Annotated in this window: 14 protein-coding genes; 7 read left to right on the forward strand and 7 right to left on the reverse strand. The window is 66.3% G+C overall.

Annotated features, from left to right (window positions below):
• The first annotated feature begins 2 nt into the window (after positions 1 to 2).
• From CAP37_RS10135 to CAP37_RS10145, 3 genes are read left to right on the forward strand one after another with little or no spacing between them, the layout of a single operon-like run.
• Complete coding sequence (locus CAP37_RS10135) at positions 3 to 1,166, forward strand: Gfo/Idh/MocA family protein (RefSeq protein WP_086124045.1); 1,164 nt, start codon at positions 3 to 5, stop codon at positions 1,164 to 1,166.
• A gap of 4 nt (positions 1,167 to 1,170) precedes the next feature.
• Positions 1,171 to 2,355 carry a dihydrodipicolinate synthase family protein gene (locus tag CAP37_RS10140; protein WP_086124046.1) on the forward strand — a complete coding sequence of 395 codons (1,185 nt, stop codon included), beginning with the start codon at positions 1,171 to 1,173 and terminating at the stop codon, positions 2,353 to 2,355.
• Positions 2,355 to 3,233 (forward strand): sugar phosphate isomerase/epimerase, encoded by an 879-nt coding sequence (locus CAP37_RS10145; protein WP_086124047.1) that lies wholly within the window; start codon positions 2,355 to 2,357, stop codon positions 3,231 to 3,233. The genes CAP37_RS10140 and CAP37_RS10145 overlap by 1 nt, the downstream gene beginning before the upstream one ends.
• A 10-nt stretch (positions 3,234 to 3,243) precedes the next feature.
• Here the strand turns inward: CAP37_RS10145 and CAP37_RS10150 are convergent, their stop codons facing one another.
• The 4 genes from CAP37_RS10150 to CAP37_RS10165 all read right to left on the reverse strand — a co-directional run bounded on the left by CAP37_RS10150 (position 3,244) and on the right by CAP37_RS10165 (position 5,987).
• On the reverse strand, positions 3,244 to 3,912 hold the full coding sequence (locus tag CAP37_RS10150) for a hypothetical protein (RefSeq protein ID WP_086124048.1): 669 nt from the start codon (positions 3,910 to 3,912) through the stop codon (positions 3,244 to 3,246).
• Positions 3,913 to 4,156: 244 nt separating this feature from the next.
• Entirely contained in the window at positions 4,157 to 5,068 is a 912-nt protein-coding gene (locus CAP37_RS10155) for a bifunctional GNAT family N-acetyltransferase/nucleoside diphosphate kinase regulator (RefSeq protein WP_086124926.1), read from the reverse strand.
• Positions 5,069 to 5,251: 183 nt separating this feature from the next.
• Entirely contained in the window at positions 5,252 to 5,629 is a 378-nt protein-coding gene (locus CAP37_RS10160; RefSeq protein ID WP_086124049.1) for a VOC family protein, read from the reverse strand.
• Positions 5,630 to 5,711: 82 nt separating this feature from the next.
• Entirely contained in the window at positions 5,712 to 5,987 is a 276-nt protein-coding gene (locus CAP37_RS10165; RefSeq protein WP_086124050.1) for a hypothetical protein, read from the reverse strand.
• Positions 5,988 to 6,176: 189 nt separating this feature from the next.
• Between CAP37_RS10165 and CAP37_RS10170 the strand changes: the two genes are divergently transcribed.
• Positions 6,177 to 6,794: a response regulator transcription factor gene (locus CAP37_RS10170; protein WP_086124051.1), complete on the forward strand. Its 618-nt coding sequence runs from the start codon at positions 6,177 to 6,179 to the stop codon at positions 6,792 to 6,794.
• On the forward strand, positions 6,795 to 8,579 hold the full coding sequence (locus CAP37_RS10175; protein WP_086124052.1) for a hybrid sensor histidine kinase/response regulator: 1,785 nt from the start codon (positions 6,795 to 6,797) through the stop codon (positions 8,577 to 8,579).
• A gap of 5 nt (positions 8,580 to 8,584) precedes the next feature.
• Here CAP37_RS10175 and CAP37_RS10180 read toward each other — a convergent pair whose 3' ends face one another.
• A complete protein-coding gene (locus CAP37_RS10180) occupies positions 8,585 to 8,893 on the reverse strand; it encodes a hypothetical protein (RefSeq protein ID WP_086124053.1) in 309 nt (102 codons plus the stop codon).
• Between the two features lie 218 nt (positions 8,894 to 9,111).
• Between CAP37_RS10180 and CAP37_RS10185 the strand changes: the two genes are divergently transcribed.
• Positions 9,112 to 10,986, forward strand: a complete 1,875-nt coding sequence (locus CAP37_RS10185) for a hypothetical protein (RefSeq protein WP_143435925.1) — start codon at positions 9,112 to 9,114, stop codon at positions 10,984 to 10,986.
• 7 nt (positions 10,987 to 10,993) lie between these two features.
• Here the strand turns inward: CAP37_RS10185 and CAP37_RS10190 are convergent, their stop codons facing one another.
• Both CAP37_RS10190 and CAP37_RS10195 read right to left on the reverse strand, forming a co-directional pair.
• On the reverse strand, positions 10,994 to 13,525 hold the full coding sequence (locus CAP37_RS10190) for a DUF1631 family protein (protein ID WP_086124055.1): 2,532 nt from the start codon (positions 13,523 to 13,525) through the stop codon (positions 10,994 to 10,996).
• A gap of 164 nt (positions 13,526 to 13,689) precedes the next feature.
• Positions 13,690 to 14,940, reverse strand: a complete 1,251-nt coding sequence (locus CAP37_RS10195) for an MFS transporter (RefSeq protein WP_086124056.1) — start codon at positions 14,938 to 14,940, stop codon at positions 13,690 to 13,692.
• Between the two features lie 84 nt (positions 14,941 to 15,024).
• Here CAP37_RS10195 and CAP37_RS10200 point away from each other — a divergent pair, with 84 nt between their 5' ends.
• Positions 15,025 to 15,852 carry a helix-turn-helix domain-containing protein gene (locus tag CAP37_RS10200; RefSeq protein WP_086124057.1) on the forward strand — a complete coding sequence of 276 codons (828 nt, stop codon included), beginning with the start codon at positions 15,025 to 15,027 and terminating at the stop codon, positions 15,850 to 15,852.
• Positions 15,853 to 15,946 lie beyond the last annotated feature (94 nt).

Raw genomic sequence — 15,946 nt, forward strand, 5'->3', positions numbered from 1 at the left:
ACATGGCAACCAGAAAACTCGGCCTCATCATGCACGGCGTGACCGGTCGCATGGGCATGAACCAGCACCTGATCCGCTCCATCTGCGCCATTCGTGCGCAGGGCGGCGTGACGCTTTCCAATGGCGACAAGGTCATGCCCGATCCCATCCTGATTGGCCGCAACGCAGAGAAGATGGAGGCCCTGGCCAAAGCCCATGGCATTGCGCGCTGGGGCACCGACCTCGATGCGGCGCTGGCGAACAAGGACGACACGGTGTTCTTCGATGCCGGCACCACGCAGATGCGCCCCACCCTGCTGGCCAAGGCGATCCGCGCAGGCAAGCACGTGTACTGCGAGAAGCCCATTGCCACCAACCTCAACGAAGCGGTGGAGATTGCGCGCCTGGCAGAAGCCTCGGGGCTGAAGCATGGCGCGGTGCAGGACAAGCTCTTCCTGCCCGGCCTGCGCAAGCTCGACATGCTGCGCCGCGCCGGTTTCTTCGGCCGCATGCTCAGCGTGCGCCTGGAGTTCGGCTACTGGGTGTTCGAGGGCGACCTGCAGCCCATTCAGCGGCCCAGCTGGAACTACCGGCAGGAAGACGGCGGCGGCATGATTCTGGACATGATGTGCCACTGGCGCTACGTGCTGGACAACCTGTTCGGTGAGGTGAAATCGGTCTCTTGCCTGGGCACCACGCACATCCCCAAGCGCTGGGACGAAGACGGCAAGCCCTACGAGTGCACCGCCGACGACGCCGCCTACGCCACCGCGGAACTGACCGGCCACAACGGCGAGCCGGTGATCGCGCAGATCAACATGAGCTGGGTCACGCGCGTGAACCGCGAAGACCTGGTGACGTTTCACGTCGACGGCACGCATGGCTCCGCCGTGGCCACACTGACCGGCTGCAAGGCCCAGAGCCGCGTGAACACGCCCCGCCCGGTGTGGAACCCGGATGTCAAGAACACCATGAATTTTTCCGAGCAGTGGCAGGACGTGCCCGACACGCAGGTCTACGACAACGGCTTCAAGATCCAGTGGGAACATTTCATCCGCCACGTGGTGGAGAACGAGCCCTACAAATGGACGCTCCCCGAAGGGGCCAAAGGCGTGCAGCTGGTGGAGGTGGCGCTGCAGAGCTGGAAGGAACGCCGCTGGGTCGATGTGAAACCTCTCGAGGTGTGATGCCATGGCTCTTTCCCTGAAACTCCCCAACGCCTCAGGAAGCATCGAGGCCTACACGCTGCGCGGCACCACCCCGGTGAAGCCTGCGGCGGGCTTGAAGTTCAACCGCATCGCCTACTCTGCCGCCCACGTGGTGGCCGATCCGCTGGCCGCCATCGACCCCTGGCTGCAGTGCGCAGTGGACTGGGACGCCACCATCGCCTACCGGCAGCGTTTGTGGTCGCTCGGCCTGGGCGTGGCCGAGGCCATGGACACCGCGCAGCGCGGCATGGGGCTGGACTGGCCGACCTCGCTCGAACTCATCCGTCGCTCGCTCGACGCCGCGAAGGACGTGCCCGGTGCGCTGGTGGCCTCCGGCTGCGGCACAGACCACCTGGTGCTGGAGAACGTGAAGACGGTCGACGAGGTGATTGCCGGCTACGAAGAGCAGATGGCCGCCATCGAGAAACTTGGCGGCAAGCTGATCGTGATGGCCAGCCGCGCACTGGCCCGAGTGGCCAGAAGCCCGGCCGACTACGAGCGCGTGTACGACCGCATCCTCAGCCAGGCGAAACAGCCCGTGGTGCTGCACTGGCTGGGCGACATGTTCGACCCTGCGCTGAAAGGCTACTGGGGCAGCGACGACACCGACAAGGCCATGGACACCGCGCTGGCCGTGATCGCCGCGCACCCCGACAAGGTGGACGGCATCAAGATCTCACTGCTCGACAAGACCAAGGAAATCGCCATGCGACGCCGCCTGCCGGCTGGCGTGCGCATGTACACCGGAGACGACTTCAATTACGCCGAACTCATCGCCGGCGACGGCTGGGGCAAAGAAATAGCGCACGGCCAGAGCGATGCACTGCTGGGCATCTTCGACGCCATCGCGCCCGCTGCCAGCGCCGCTCTGGGCGAGCTGGCAAAAGGCAATCTGCAGAAGTTCCACGACATCCTCGGCCCCACCGTGCCGCTTTCGCGCCACATCTTTGCCGCGCCAACCCGCTTCTACAAAACCGGCGTGGTCTTCATGGCATGGCTCAACGGCCACCAGAGCCACTTCACCATGGTCGGCGGCCAGCAGAGCACCCGCTCCCTGCCCCACTTCGCCGAACTCTTCCGCCTCGCCGATGCGGCGAACCTGCTGGAGCAACCCGAGCTGGCCGTGCAAAGAATGAACGCGCTGATGGCGCTGCACGGAGTGGATTGATGCGCGACTTCTCCCAGGACCACCGCTGGCTCTCCATCAACACCGCCACGGTGCGCAAGAGCCATGGCCAGGAACAGCCGCTCACCGACATCATCGAAGCCTGCGCGCGCCATGGCATTCAGGCCATCTCGCCCTGGCGCGACCAGGTAGCCGCCAGCGGCTTTAACACCATCAGCAGCCTCGTGAAAACCCACGGACTGAAGCTCTCAGGCTACTGCCGTGGCGGCATGTTCCCCGCCGCCGACGCGGCCGGTCTGAAAGCAGCGCACGACGACAACCGCCGCGCCGTGGACGAAGCCTGCGAACTCAACGCCACCTGCCTCGTGCTCGTGGTAGGTGCCCTGCCCGGCGCACTCGCAGGCCAGGCCGCCCACAAGGACATCGCCCTCTCGCGCCAGCAAGTGCAGGACGGCATTGGTGAACTGCTCGGCTACGCGAAGGCCAACGGCATGCCCCTGGCCATCGAACCTCTGCACCCCATGTACGCCGCCGACCGCGCCTGCGTGAACACCATGGAACACGCGCTCGACCTCTGCGACCTGCTGGACCCCGACAAAAGCGGCGCACTTGGCGTAGCGCTGGACGTGTACCACGTGTGGTGGGATCCGAAACTGCAAGCGCAGATTCAGCGCGCCGGCAAGAGCCGCCTGCTGGCCTTTCACGTGTGCGACTGGCTCACCCCCACCAACGATCTGCTCAACGACCGCGGCATGATGGGCGACGGCGTGATCGACATCCCGCGCATTCGCGGCTGGGTCGAAGAGCAGGGATACGAAGGCTTCAGCGAAGTGGAAATCTTCTCCACCGGAAACTGGTGGAAGCGGGACCGCGACGAGGTGTTGAAGACGTGTATCGAGCGGCACCGCAGCGCGGTCTGAACCGCGGTGCCTACCCTCCCGAGCCGGCCTTGAACTCCGTGAGTTCACGCCCTTCCACGCGGAACAACTGCCCATTGCGCAGCCGCGTGCGAATCTCATGCTTGACCTCGCGCTTGACCGCTGGCGCAACCCAGATGACCCGCTCGTGCCCGCTGACGGTGCTGTTGGTGTCGTTGGTGGCAAAGCCTTCGGCTTCCAGGCGCAGCGTGTCGAAGCGGCCGGCGGGCGTCTCCACGTTCTCTGCCGCCGCCACCGTGAACTTCAGCTCGTAACGAAGCTTCCAGCCGTTGGGAAAGGTCACCCCTTCGGTACATGCCCACTTGCTGCCGACCTTGAGGGGCCAGGGGTAGGCGCAGCCTGCGTCGTTGGTGGCAATCGTCTTGCCCCGCTTGTTTGGCGCGGTTTCGTCGAACAGGAACTGCTCGCGGTGCACGAGCCTGGCGCTGTCGCCGCGCCAGATCGTGTGCGATCCCCGCTGCGAGTCTATCCAGTACTCAGCGGCATCGGCCGCAGTGACGAACTCGGTCAGGCGGCCGGTCTCCTTCTTCGTCAGCAGGTCGGTGTCGCGGTAGCTCCAACGGTCGCCGAGGGCGTAGGCGGGCGCAGCCATCTCCTGCGCGAGCGCAGCGGTGGACAGCGCAAGAGTCAGCAGCGATGCAAGCGCGGTGCGGTGGTTCACTGTGTGTCCTCAAAAAGAAAGGAGAGCGGTACCCGCAGGCATCGACGCCGAGCAAGTGGCATGCACCGGCCTGGTCCGGCAGGTCTAACCCTGATGCCAATCGATGGTACTCCGCTGCCAAGCGTGCGGCAACGGCGGCGGGCTCGCCCAGGGTTATCTGGCGCTGTCCAGTTGTGAGGCTTCGCGGTTCAGTCGGTACGGGAGTTCTCCTGAGCGATCTGAAGCTTTGGTGCAGCGTGCGAACCTACAAGTGGAAATCGCCCGCAGCTTCCGGCTGGTAGAGCACCTTCCCGATCCGAATACGGCAGGTGCGGTCTGGAATCCGCCAGTCGAAGGCATCGCCCTCCTTGTAGCCCAGGATGGCGGCGCCGACGCTGGAGCAGACCGACAGCTTCCCGTCACTGCCATCCGCGTCCTGAGGATAGACCAAGGCCACTTCCACTTCCTCGTCGTCCAGCTGCAGCAAGGCTCTGGAGTTCATGGTGACAACATCCCGCGTCACTTTCCGCGGATCGACGACGATGGCTCGCTCGATCTCGTGTTCCAGTTCAAAAATGGCCGGTGGCTGCTCAAGCTCGATCAGACTCCTGAGCCGGGCCTTGTCGATCTCGGTGATGTAGATACTGGAGCGGTGACCAGCAGGGCTTTCGCGCAAGAGCCGGAGATAGCGCTCCGAAGTCATGGCAAAGGTCTTGAGGGAAGGCGTTTGGCTTTCAAGCAGGAAGCCGGAGTTCTGGAAAGCCTTCAACGAACGCTCGTTCTCCGCGTGAATCTTTGCGATGAGGTTCTCGGCCCGCATGTCGAAGAACGCAAGCTTCATGGCTTCGGAGATAGCGGTGGCTCCGAGCTTGCGGCCCCAGTTGTCGCGGTTGCCGATGACCAGGACCATCTCACAGTCCCGTCCCGTCCTGACAAGACGGACGAACCCCACTGGAACGTCATGCCGATCGCAGGCCATGAAAAACCGGCCGCCCTGGTTGAACAGATGAGTCAGGATCGGCAACTGGACCCGACCAATGACCTGCTCGATGAAACGGGACACATGGCGAGAATCGCTCAAGTGGCGGGTAACGCACTCGTCCTCCAACCAGTCCATTAGAGTCAGCGCGTTTGCCCGAGTGATCTCGGGACACAGCGAAATGAAAGGCTTGTTCATCTTCACCACATTCGGTTGCAAGGATGAAAGCCCTTCATGGCGGCAGCCATGACGGTTCTTTCCAGGGAACTCCAATTGTAGGGAGTCGCTCGTTGAAGAGAATGAATTTACCGAAAGCAGATCGCCTGGGCCCATTGGGTGATCAGCTCCAGCGGGCTGGTGGATTCATCCGTCCGCATTGGTTCAGCCCATCGAATGCAACCCCACCTTGTTGCCCTCGGTGTCGATGAAGTGCGCGAAGAAACCGAAGCCGTTGCCGATCTCGGTCTTGGGCACGGCGATCTTTCCACCGGCGCCTTCCACCCTGGCCAGCATCACCGCCAGATCATCGCCTCCGTTCAGGTAGACCAGCGTGCCTTGCTGGGAAGGCGCCATGCCATCGCCATGAACGATGGCACCACCCACGCCCTGCTGGTCGGAAGACAGCATTCCCATGGTGACGGGGCCCATGGACATGGACTCCACCGGTCGGCCCAGCACCGTTGCATAAAAACTCTGGGCGCGTTTGAAATCCAGGGCGTGGATCTCGAACCAGTTCAGGGCATTCGTGGGGGTCGACATGGGCCATCTCCTTAAGTTCACACAGGGAGGCCAAGTTTAGAAGCGCTGCGCCAGCGCGCAAAGAACCTCCGTCGGAAGCGGCTCAGCGCAGAGCCACGCTCCCCGCGTTTGCAGTCAGCGCAGGGGTGCCCGCCGCAACGCCTCGCGCCCGCATTTCATCGGGCAGCAGCAGCTTGCCCGATGTGCGCTGCTGCGTGCGGCGCTGCTCGCCGCGCTCGGTGACGTCGTTGAGCACCGAGATGAACCACATCAACAACAGCCCTGCCGCCGCCGCCGACAGCCAGATCCACAGGTGGGAAAAGTAGCTCTGCCAAGAGTCGTCTCTGCGGCTGGCCAGGTAGGTGTTCATGCGGTTCATGGGGTGCTCCTCGATGTTCTGCGCTTCAATGCATGATCCCAGCGGCGCCTGTAGCGGCTTGTCGGTGCAGGGCGACGGATGCTGTAGGAGGATGCTGACGCGCCCGGGTGGGCATATTCCCGTAAAACCTCGACCTGCCCCTTCGGGCAGTGCCCAAAAGTGCAGGTCCGGGTCAGAATCGGTGCGCCCATGAACCTCCTCCTGATCGATGACCACCCGATGTTTGGCGTCGGGTTCGTTCACGCCCTCACCCACCTGCGCCCGGGCATCGATGCCCGGGCGGTGTTGCACCTGGAGCAGGGGCTGGAACTGGCGCGAACCTGGAGCGAGCTGGACGTGGTGCTGATCGACTACCGGCTGGCCGGCGACGACGGGCTGGCCGGGCTGCGACGATTCGGCGCGCACCACCCGCTGGTGGCACGGGTGCTGATCTCGGGCCAGGAAGACCAGCACCTGCAGACGCAGGCACGCACCGCGGGCGCCGCCGGCTTCCTGGGCAAGTCGCTGCCCATTGCGGACATCCTGGCCGCGCTGGAAAAGATCATTGGCGGCGGCGAGCATTTCCCGTCGCACAGGCCCGCTGGCACGCAGATGCACAACGCCGCACCCGCTGCGCCGGGACCTACGGCGCGCCAGCTGGAGGTGCTGTTGCTGATTGCGCGGGGCCAGCAGAACAAGCAGATCGCCCACGAGCTGGGCATTGCCGAGCGCACCGTGAAGCTGCATGTGACGGCGCTGCTGGACGCGCTGGGTGCGCGCAACCGCACCCACCTGCTGGTGCTGGCGCGCGAATCGGGCCTGGTCTGAATGGAAGCGCAGCGCCCTGCCCCCGCCCCGACCGCGCTGGAGATCGACCAGATCGACCGGCTGGTGCGCACCACCCCGGTGGCCTGGACGCTGAGCACACTGGGCGCGTTGATCTGCTATTTTCAGTTCAACGAGTCGTATCCCGGTTCGGGGCTTGACTGGTGGCTGGCCACCTTCTGTGCCATCGCCACGCTGCGGCTCATCACAGCCGTGCTCGTGTACCGCACGCCGCGCTCGATGACGCTCATTCGCTGGTGGCTCGCCAGCACGCTGCTGCATGCGGCCCAATGGGGCGTGCTCAGCGTGGTGCTTCTCACGCCCGGCAGCCCGCAGGCGGAGTCGATCCTGCACATCACGCTGGTGGCCATTGCCATGGGGGGCGCGGTGCGCCTGCCGGGCTTTCGCCTCACGCTGGTGGCCCACGTGGGCCTGGTGCTGGCCCCGCTGATCCTGCGCGACCTCTGGACCGGCAGCGCGCACCACGCGCTGCTGGCGTTCCTGGTGTTCCTGATCGGCATTTACGCCCTGGTGAGCGGGCGCAACCAGTCGGTGGCCCTGCGCGAGATTCACGTCCAGCGCCAGCGCAACGAAGAACTCATCCTTGCGCTGCAGCGGGAAAACGAACGCAGCGAGACCGCGCGCAACGCCGCCGAAGAGGCAAACGCTTCTCGCACCCGGTTCTTCGCAGCGGCCAACCATGATTTGCGACAACCTCTGCACGCCATGCGGCTGCTGTCGCAAACGCTGGTGGAAAGCGGCCAGGCGGTGGATGTGCCTGCCGTGTCGGCCCATCTGGTGGAGTGCGTGGAAGGCATGACGCAAGTGATCGACGATCTGCTGGAGATCACCCGGCTCGACGTGGGCAACGTGACACCGCAATGGTCGACTTTCCTGCTGGACGAGCTGGTGCGGGAGTGTTCTCGGCCGCACGAGCCGCTGGCGCTGGCCAAAGGCCTGCGGCTGGAAATCGATGTGCCCCAGATCGCCGTGCACAGCGACCGCGCCTTGCTCGCCCGTGTGCTGACCAACCTCGCCTCCAATGCCATCCGCTACACGGACCAGGGCTCGGTGCGCATCGCGTGCGCGCTGACGAGCGACGCAGGCCATGTATGGCTCGACGTGGAGGACACCGGCATCGGCATTGACGAAGAGGATCTCCCGCGGATCTTTGAAGAGTTCTACCAGGTGGGCAACCCGGCCCGGGACCGCCACCAGGGCCTCGGGCTGGGCCTGGCCACTGTGAAGCGGCTGAGCGATCTGCTGTCGCTCGATGTGTCGGTGATGCGGTCGGCACCCGGCAAGGGCAGCGTGTTCTCGCTGAAGCTCAAGTGTGTGCCGATGAGTGGGGCGGTGGCAGGTACCCCGGATGCCGGACCGTCTGCCGGCGCCCTGCTGCCCGGCCACCGGGTGCTGGTGATCGAGGACGACGCCGATTCGCGCACCGCACTGGCGGGCCTGCTTCGTTCATGGGGGTGCGAGGTGCAGGCCACGGCCGATGTGGCGACCAGCCTGGCGCGCCTGCGCGCAGGCTTCAAGCCCGATGCGCTGGTGGTGGACCTGCGCCTGCCCGATGGCGCCAGCGGCATCGATGCGCTGCGCGATGTGCGCGCGCTGCTGGCTGAAGAGGTGCCCGCGGTGATGGTGACGGGCGATGCCGGCAGCGCCCACATGCGGCTGGCGCAGGAATCGGGCCTGACGGTGATGGTCAAGCCTGTGCGGCCGGTGCAGCTGCGCGCGTTCCTCGGGCAGGTGTTCGCCAGCAACCACGCGCAGCCAGCGGCCTGATCCCCTCAGCGCAACAGCGGGTTGCGCGCGGGCGGCGCACCCTTGCGGCTGCAGATCGCTTCCGAAACCGAGCGCCCCAGCACGCTGATGGATCCCCCCACGAAGCAGTTGAACTCCTGGCCGGTCTTCGTGCGCACGGCGTAGCGCGTGGTGGTGCCGTCGTTGACGCGGTTGCTCACGGTGAAGGCGTCTTTGTCCAGGTTGAGGGCAAACGCGGTGCGATCGACGATGGCCTCGTCGGTCACGGCAATCGAGGCGCAACCGGCGGTGAGCAGTGCGGCAAGGGCAGGTACCCAGAGTCTGGGTGATGGCATGGAAGCTCCTGTGATGAAGAGGGTTGCTCGCGCACCGAAATGCCGGGGCGCGAGGCGGCAGCAATTGCCGCGAACCCATCCTAGGCAGGACCGCCGCACTGCGGAACAGCACCTTCGGGCAGGTGATGCGTGTGCGCATCGCAATGCCCGAAGGTGCTATGGAGCCCGCAGGCGTTCGTTCCTAGCATCCGCCCCACCTACAACCCTGGAGCAGATGAATGAAATTGCATGGAACGATCGGACTGATGTCCGTGCTGGTGTCGGTAGCGGCCGTGCTGTCGGCCTGCGGAGGCACAAGCGGCGATGGCACGACGCCCGCCCCCGGCAGCAGCAGGCTCGACGTGATCGTGGTGGGCAGCGGCGCGGTGAGTTCACTGCCCGCAGGTCTGGATTGCAGCGACGCTTGTGGCGCGCCCTTCGTCACCGGCAGCTCGGTCACGCTCACGGCCACGCCGGCCGCTGGCCAGCAACTGGCGAGCTGGAGCGGCGCGTGCAGCGGTGCTGCCCTCACCTGCACCGTGGCGATGACCCAGGCGCGCTCCGCCACCGCCACGTTCACGCCCACCACCGCCAGCCGCTTCGGCCTGTCGGTTGCGCGCACCGGCAGCGGGGGTGTCACGTCGTCGCCTGCAGGCATCAATTGCGGCAGCACCTGCGAGGCGCAGTACGGCGCCGGCACGCTGGTCACGCTGACGGCCACGCCAGCCGCTGGTCAGGTGTTCGACGGCTGGAGTGGCGCCTGCCGCAGCCAGGCGCTCACCTGCGACGTGACGATGAGCGCGGCGCGCGCCGTGGCCGCCGCGTTCCGGGCACAAACCGCCCAGGGAAGCTGGGGTGAACTGGTGCGGCTGGCTGGCGCAGGCGCGGCCACACCAGTGGTGGCCATCGACGATGCAGGCCGGGCCACCGCCGTGTGGCGCCAGCTGAATGCCGGCACCAGCGAGCACCACGTGTGGAGCAGCCGCTCGGTGGCTGGTGGTGCCTGGTCTGCGCCGGAGCGGCTGGAATCCAACGCCGGCAACGTGAGCGAACTGCGGTTGTCGGTGGATGCCACCACGGGACGCGGCATGCTGGTGTGGATCCAGACCGGCCCGACGGTGGACCTCCACTCGCGCCCCCTGGACCCGGTGACGGGCTGGGGCACCGCTTCGCTGGTGGAGAGCAGCGCGGGCCAGGTGGGCGTGAGCAGCGTGGGCGTGGATGTGAACGGCAATGCGGTGGCGGTCTGGTCGCAGATCGGCCCGGCGACGCGCTTCAGCATCTACGCCAACCGGTACTCGCCCGGCGGCGGCTGGAGCTCGCCGCTGCTGATCGAGACCAACGAAGTGGTGGGCAGCGTGGATGGCGATCCGATCGTGGCAGTGACGCCCACCGGCGATGCGCTGGCGGTGTGGAAGCGCTCGGGTGGCGGCGGTGACCTCTGGGGCAACCGCTTCACGCTCGGTGCCGGCTGGGGAACGGCCAGCCAGATCGTGGCCGATGCCGGCGCGACTCAGACCATCTCGCGGCACGACCTTGCGCTGGACAGCACGGGCAACGGCATGCTGGTCTGGGGCCAGCTCGACATCGCAGGCGGCGCCGGCAACAACGCGATCTGGTTCAAGCGCTTCACCGGCGGCAGCTGGCAGAGCGGCGTGAGCACCGTGGCCACCGCCGTGCCCAACACACAAGGCTTCGTCAGCACACCGGTGCTGCAAATGAACGCAGGCGGTGCGGCGGTGGTGGCGTGGGGAGATTTCGACAACTCGCTGCGCGTTGCCAGCGCCGCTCCGCAAGCGGTGGCTTTCGGCAGCCCGGCCACGCTGCGCAATGCGGGCAGCGGGCCGTGGGACAGCCTGCCAGTGATCGGCATGGACGACGCCGGTGGCGCCATGGTCGCCTGGGTGGAGCCGGTGGGCAGCAACCTGACCGTCTCGCGCCTCACACCGGCCACGGGCTGGTCTGCTGCAGAGGTGGTCGAGCCGTACCCTGATCCTTCATACAACCCGTCGCTGGCCATGAACGCGAGCGGCAATGCGGTGCTGGGCTGGGGACAGTTTTTCCCGGCCACGGGTACGCAGATCGTGCTGCGCCGCTGGAACTCGGGCCGGTGATCAGCCTTCAGGCGGTGGCCGACTCTGCGGGTCGCGATGCGGAGGCGGGGTCCGCCTTCTGCATCGCTTTCAGCGCCTTCTTCACCACGCCTTGCGCGTCGATCGGGCGCAGCAGCCGGTTGGCAATGAGGCGTTCGCAGCTGCGTTTGGTCATGGAGTGCGGGCGCCCGCCCCGGCTCACAAACATGAACAGCGTGCCTTTGCTGCTGGCCCAGATGAGTTGCGCACGCAGCCATTCGCGGCGAGAGAAAAGGTCGACCCAGTCGCCTTCGCGCAGACCCGAAAGAATGGCCGCAGCGTTGAGGTCGGTGCTTTCTTGTTCGCTCAACCCGATCACTTCGGCCTCGGCATCGAGCCCGCTCTCGGCAGGCTCGGTGCGCACAGGCTCTACCAGTTCGCCGTAGTCGGTGGGGAGCGTGTCCTCGAAACCTGCGGCCTCCAGTTCGCGCTGGCCCAGCCAAGGTTGCGCCTTGGGCTTGGGCTTGCGCTGCTCCGGCGTGGCCGGCAGGGTTTCGTCGAGCTCCATGGACATGGAGCTCGGGATTTCCGAGGCAGCGGCATCCAGCGGCACCGGATCGGAGTTGATCGCGTCGTTGCGAATTCGGGCGCGGCGCAGACCCAGCACCGGCTGGTGCAGGCGCATCAGCGCGTCGAAAAAAGGTTTGGTTTCTTCGCGTGTCTTGCCCAGCATCTCCAGGCCGGCATGCAGCTTGGCGAGCATGCCGGGGATGATGGCGAACAGTTCCTTGGGCCGTTTGAGCGTGACCTCTTTCTTCACGCTCCACAGCAGGTTGGACACCGTCTTGCGGTAGCCACCCGGATCCGCCTGGGACTCGGTGTCGTTGAGCTGGGCCGAGGCGATCACGAGCGCCCACGGGCCGTAGAGAAAGTCGAGAATGACGCCGGGCGCGTTGTCCACATCCGGGCGCTGGCTGAGGTCCCAGGCGATCTGGTCGGCCAGAGCCTGGCGTTCTTCGGCATACCGGATGGACTGCAGGCCCGGGTCCTGCACCAGCAACTCTTGCCGGTCTTCCTCTTCCCATGCTGCCTTCAGCCGGTTGAGCACCTGGGCAAAGGGTTCGGGCTCGCTGCTGCCGTTGGCGTTGAGGTCGTTGAAGGCCTTCTGCACCGGCAGGAAGAAGGCTTCGAACTCGCTGGAAAATTCGTCGTTGTACTTGAAGCTGCGTTGCGCCACGCCCTCGAGCAGGCGGCGCCCCGGGTGGTTGTCTTCGTTGAAGAAGCGCGGGTTGCCCAGTGCCAGGCGAAGCAGCGCGGGTTCCAGCGCCACCACGGCTTCGCGCACCGGCGCGAGCAGCAAAGGATCGCTGGCCACCTGGGCCACCAGCGTGCGCACCAGGTCCAGGCCCACCGCCTGAGCCACGCGCTGCGCCTTCTGCTTGAGGTGCATGAGCACGCGCGCGCGCTCATGGGCAGCGGCGAACTCGCCCCATGCCTTGCGGCTGAGCTGGCTCGCGGTGCCCACCTCGCGCGCCGGCCGGTCCACCACGGGCAGGTCGCGGTAGCGGGTGCTCTGCTCCAGGATCATCGACTCGTCGAGCACCGGGATGGCGGCAAACGCTTCGATGGCGGCGAGCTCTTCGCTCACCTGATCGTAGTAATCGTGGGTGAGCGGCTGGTCGAAATGGCTGCCGCCGTGGCTCAGGAACTCGTGAAACACCTCGTGGTCGACGCGGGTGTTCATGCGCGCCAGCTCAGGCATGGGTGGCAGGCTCTCGGCCATCGCCCAGGAAGGCCGGTTGGGCAGGCTTACTGGCCCATTGAGATCCTGCCAGTGGCTGGCACCCGAGCCGCCGGAGTGGGCACCCAGCTCACCCACGCGGCTGGAGAGCACCCCCGATCGCGTGGACAGCCCGCCCGAGCGGGTGGAGTGGCCACCCTCGGTGGCCAGGCGCACGCGGTAGCCCGCCTCGCGCACGTTGGCGCGCTGCAGGATGAGTGCCACGCGTTCGTAAAGCTTTTGAAGTTCGCGCCCCAGCGGCTCGCCCATGTGGCGCAGCCACAAGCCTCGCATCTGCGGGTCTGGCTCCACCGTGGCCATGGTCTCGCGCAGGGCTCGCACGAACACCGACGGGCGCATGGGATTGCGCTCGGCCTGCACGTTGGGCAAATGCAGCACTGAGCTTATGAGCGCATCGAGCACGGTCAGCTGCTGCTCCACAGCCGGAAGCAGGCTGTGCACCAGCCGAGCGGACTCCAGCGATTCATTGACGGCTTCTTCTTCCACCAGAGAGAGCAGCGACGACTCGCCGAGCAGCGCGGGGCGAGAGGTCTGCATTTCGGGCGCTGCCTCGAGCGCTTCATGCAGGTGCTGCGGGAAAGAGGCGCCCCAGTGAATCTTGTTTTGCAGCAACCCCCACCAGGCCAGGGCAAGCCGGTCGCGCTGCTTGACCTCCTTCGACGTCTTCTCGGCCGCCTGCAGGCTGGAAATGGCCGTGTCAACGCAGCGCGCGATCAGTTCTGAAGCGCTGTTGCGAGCTTCCTGGAAGCACTGCTGCAGCAATCGGGAGGGCACCGTCATGGACTCGCTCTGCGGTGGTCTGCCGCGGGATAAAAAAAGGGTAAGGCATTGTTATACCTGTTGCATCGGCAACAAGCGTGACCATCTGGAGTGCCCGCAACGCCGGAGGTCGCGTGGCGGCAACCGCCGCTCGGATCGCCGCAGCGATATGCAGAAGAAAGACTTCAGGTCCCCGCGACCGGCACCAGCACGGTGCGCCGAACGCGGCGCACGTTGAACGCGCTGGCGATCAACACCAGCTGCACCAGCGCCAGGCCGAGCAGCACGCCACGGAACTGGCCGTGGTCCATCAGCACACCGAAAATCAGCGGCGCAATGGCCTGCCCGATGTCCAGCCCGGAATACACCACGCCATACACGCGGCCGGTGGCGTTCTCGGGCGTGGATTTCTTCACCAGCAGGTCGCGCGAGGGGCCCGCGATGCCCGAGGTGAAACCCATGGCGCCGAACAGCACCGGCACCGCTGCGGCCGGCACGTTGCCCAGCGCGAGCAACAGGGCCACACCCGCAGCCAGCCCGAAGCCGATGCCCACCACCCGTTCGCAACGCGCCGGGTCCGACGCCAGAAAACCGCCCAGCACCATGCCGCCGGCCGCGCACAGCATGTAGGTGGTGAGGCAAACCGCCACCAGCGTCAGCGGGACGCCGTGCAGCTGGCCCGCCGCCACCGGCGCGAAGGCCTGCACCACGCTGAGCGCCATGGCGTAGAAAAAGAAGAAACCAAAACACATCCACACGGCCGGGATGCGCATGAAAGCCATGGGGTTTTCGGTCGGCTGGGCGCTGCTGCCCTGCACCGGCTTGGGCGCAGCCGGCAGGCTGAGCCGCTCGCGGTTGAACCACAGCACCGCCAGCACCGCGAAGGCGAGCACACCAGCGCTGGCCAGCGCCACGCGCCAGGAAAAGGCAAAAGCAAGCGGCACCATCATGGCCGGCGCCAGCGCCCAGCCCAGGCTGCCGGTGATGCCGTGCACGCTGTAGGCATGCCCCAGGCGCGGCGCACTCACCTTGCGGTTGAGCAGCGTGTAGTCGACCGGGTGGAAAACCCCATTGCCCACGCCCGCGACGATGGCGAAAAAGGCCATCATCCAGTAGCCGGTGCTGGCCGCGAAGCCAAAAGCCGCCAGCCCCAGCAGCGTGAGCCCGGCGAACAGCACGGGACGGGGTCCGAAACGGTCCACCACGAAACCCGAGGTGGCCTGCACCGCACAGGAGGTGACGAAGAACACCGTCATCAGGAAGCCCAGCTCCGCGTAACTGGCATTGAACGCGTCCTTGAGCCAGGGAAACAGCGGCGCCAGCAGCAGCTGGCTGAAGTGGCTGATGAGATGGGCCAGACCAACCAGGCCAATGAGGCTGGCGTCCTGCCGGAGGGCGACCGGGGGCAAGGGATGGGCGGTGCTTGAGGAAGTCATGGCGCGATCGTAGACTCAAGCGCTTCTGCCGAATCGCGACGATCTGACACCTTTCCACGAAAACCAGCCAACCCGGCGTCTTCCATGTCTGCACCCCGCCGCCTGCGTCCCACGCCCCTTGGAGACTCCGATCCGTTCACCCCGGACGCGTCCCGCCCGGTGCGGGTGCGCTCGCGTGCGTTGAGCGCCGACACGCACTTCGAGCCGCACAGCCACCCCTGGGGGCAACTGGCCTATTGCGCCACGGGGATCGTGCAGGTGATGACGGTGCCGGAAGATGCCAGCCTGCAGGCCGTCACCTACATCGTGCCCCCTTCTCGCGCCGTCTGGATCGCGCCCGGCATGCGACATGCCGTGACGGTGCGCGAAGCCGCCGAACTGCGCACTCTCTACATTCACGCAGGGGCCACGCCCAAGGGCTGGCGCGACTGCCGCATGATCGTGGTCTCTTCGCTGCTGCGCGAACTTGTGCAGGCCATGGACACCGCCACCCGCCGCGCCGCCGAACCCACGCGCGACCGTCTGCTGGCCAGCCTGGCCCTGGACGAACTGGCCCATGCCGACACGCAGCCGCTGGGCGTGCCGCTGCCGCGCGACAAACGCCTTCGCGCCCTTTGCGAAGCCGTGCTGAACGCACCCGGCGAGAGGGCCACGCTGGCCGAATGGGCGGCCGACACCGGCGCGAGTGAGCGCACGGTGGCGCGGTTGTTTCGCGACGAACTGGGCACCACCTACCAGCGCTGGCGCCAACAGGCGGTGATTGCGCACGCCCTGCCCTTGCTGGCGCGGGGCGTGCCCATCGGACAGGTGGCCGCCGCCACCGGCTACGCCAGCGACAGCGCGTTCAGCGCCATGTTCAAGGCCGCCATGGGCCACCCGCCCACGCGCTGGGGCGCGCAAGACCAGCGTTAAAGCGCCGGGTGCAGCGCCTGTGCTGGCATCTGGCATGCCGATTGCTCCCACACAGCGGTGGTCAAAGCCTTGTCACATTGAAGAGGCAACATGC

The organism is Hydrogenophaga sp. IBVHS1, assembly GCF_002127265.1.
Classification (GTDB): Bacteria; Pseudomonadota; Gammaproteobacteria; order Burkholderiales; family Burkholderiaceae_C; genus Hydrogenophaga.

Bases quoted from the DNA above. Each gene is read 5' to 3' on its own strand.
- CAP37_RS10135 (WP_086124045.1), top strand. From the start codon at position 3: ATGGCAACCAGAAAACTCGGCCTCATCATGCACGGCGTGACCGGTCGC.
- CAP37_RS10140 (WP_086124046.1), top strand. From the start codon at position 1,171: ATGGCTCTTTCCCTGAAACTCCCCAACGCCTCAGGAAGCATCGAGGCC.
- CAP37_RS10145 (WP_086124047.1), top strand. From the start codon at position 2,355: ATGCGCGACTTCTCCCAGGACCACCGCTGGCTCTCCATCAACACCGCC.
- CAP37_RS10155 (WP_086124926.1), bottom strand. From the start codon at position 5,068: ATGAACAAGCCTTTCATTTCGCTGTGTCCCGAGATCACTCGGGCAAAC.
- CAP37_RS10160 (WP_086124049.1), bottom strand. From the start codon at position 5,629: ATGTCGACCCCCACGAATGCCCTGAACTGGTTCGAGATCCACGCCCTG.
- CAP37_RS10165 (WP_086124050.1), bottom strand. From the start codon at position 5,987: ATGAACCGCATGAACACCTACCTGGCCAGCCGCAGAGACGACTCTTGG.
- CAP37_RS10170 (WP_086124051.1), top strand. From the start codon at position 6,177: ATGAACCTCCTCCTGATCGATGACCACCCGATGTTTGGCGTCGGGTTC.
- CAP37_RS10175 (WP_086124052.1), top strand. From the start codon at position 6,795: ATGGAAGCGCAGCGCCCTGCCCCCGCCCCGACCGCGCTGGAGATCGAC.
- CAP37_RS10180 (WP_086124053.1), bottom strand. From the start codon at position 8,893: ATGCCATCACCCAGACTCTGGGTACCTGCCCTTGCCGCACTGCTCACC.
- CAP37_RS10185 (WP_143435925.1), top strand. From the start codon at position 9,112: ATGAAATTGCATGGAACGATCGGACTGATGTCCGTGCTGGTGTCGGTA.
- CAP37_RS10190 (WP_086124055.1), bottom strand. From the start codon at position 13,525: ATGACGGTGCCCTCCCGATTGCTGCAGCAGTGCTTCCAGGAAGCTCGC.
- CAP37_RS10195 (WP_086124056.1), bottom strand. From the start codon at position 14,940: ATGACTTCCTCAAGCACCGCCCATCCCTTGCCCCCGGTCGCCCTCCGG.
- CAP37_RS10200 (WP_086124057.1), top strand. From the start codon at position 15,025: ATGTCTGCACCCCGCCGCCTGCGTCCCACGCCCCTTGGAGACTCCGAT.